Origin of the sequence: Streptomyces misionensis, from assembly GCF_007896895.1 — a bacterium.
Lineage (GTDB): Bacteria > Actinomycetota > Actinomycetes > Streptomycetales > Streptomycetaceae > Streptomyces > Streptomyces misionensis_A.
Window position 1 is genome coordinate 1 of record NZ_VOGW01000023.1, and the last position, 1,318, is coordinate 1,318.

Here is a 1,318-nt window from a genome sequence, read left to right on the forward strand (position 1 = left end):
GCATCAGATCGGCGGGCAGCGCGGGGCTGTAGGCCCGGGGCGGCAGGTCGGTGTCCGCTTGCGGCTTGGGCTCGAAGCGCACCGGCAGCGCCACCAGGTGGCGGGAGGCGATCGAGGACCGCCAGCGCAAGTCGCTTTCGGCGCACTCCAGCTGGATGTCCGGCAGCCGGGTGAGCAGGGCATCGACGCCGACGTCGGCGATGGCCCGCCCGATGTCCTGTCCCGGGCACTCGTGCGGGCCGCCGCCGAAGGCGAGATGCGAGCGGTTGCCCTGCATGCTCGCGGACAGGTCGGGCCGCACCCGCGGGTCGATGTTGCCCGGCGCGGGCGCGAACAGCAGTCCGTCGCCCTTGCGGATGCGCTGCCCGCCCAACTCGGTGTCCTGCTTGGCGTAGTAGCCGAAGACGGTGCTGAACGGCGGCTCGTCCCACAGCGACTGCTCGATCGCCTCCGGCACGGTCATCTGCCCGCCGCTCAGCCGGGCGCGGAAACCGGGCTCGGTCAGGACCATGCGCAGCGCGTTGGCGAGCAGGTTGGCGGTGGCCTCGTAGGACGCGAACAGGACGAGCCGCAGGTGTTCGCGGACCTCGTCGTCGCTCAGCCCGGCCCCGTGGGTGACGAGGTGGCTGGTGAAGTCGTCCTCGGGCCGGGCGCGGCGGCGCAGGGTGAGCCGGTTCAGCGCGTCCATGACGTAGGCGTGGCTCTGGTTGGCGGTCTCGGTGCCCTTCAGGGCGTCCCGCGCGCACTGCACCATCCGGTCGTTGTACTCCTCGGGCATGCCGAGGATCTCGCACAGCACCGCCATCGGCAGGTGTTCGGCGAACTGGGCGACCAGATCGGCCCGGCCCCGCTCGCAGAAGCCGTTGACCAGGCGCTGGGTGTGGCCGCCGATGTGCCGGCGGACGCTGCGGTGGTCGATGGTGCCCATGGCGGAGGTGACCGCGTGGCGCAGCCGCAGGTGCTCGTCGCCCTCGACGTGGGAGCAGATGGGCTGCCAGGCGATGTGCGGCATCAGCGGGTGGTCGGGCTTGACCCGGCCGTCCAGCAGCGGCGCCCAGATCCGGCTGTCGCGGGTGTACTGCGAGGGGCTGCGCACCACCTGGAGGTTCTCGGCGTGCCCGAGCACCACCCACATCGGCACGTCGTCGTGGAGCAGCACGGGGGCGACCGGGCCGTACCGCTCGCGCAGCCGCTCGTAGAGGTCGTCCAGGTCCTCGGCGCCGGGGCCGTAGAGCCGGTGTGCTCCGCCGGGGCCGGGGCCGTGCGCGGGGCAGCCGGGCGGCCCCGGCGGAGCACACCGGCTCTACGGCCCCGGCGC

The 1,318-nt window shown here is 73.3% G+C and carries 1 protein-coding gene; it reads right to left on the reverse strand.

The window, feature by feature from the left end; all coding sequences use genetic code 11:
- On the reverse strand, positions 1-1,159 hold a 1,159-nt coding region (locus FRZ03_RS03950; RefSeq protein ID WP_261398531.1), incomplete at its 3' end, for a cytochrome P450.
- Positions 1,160-1,318: the final 159 nt, after the last annotated feature.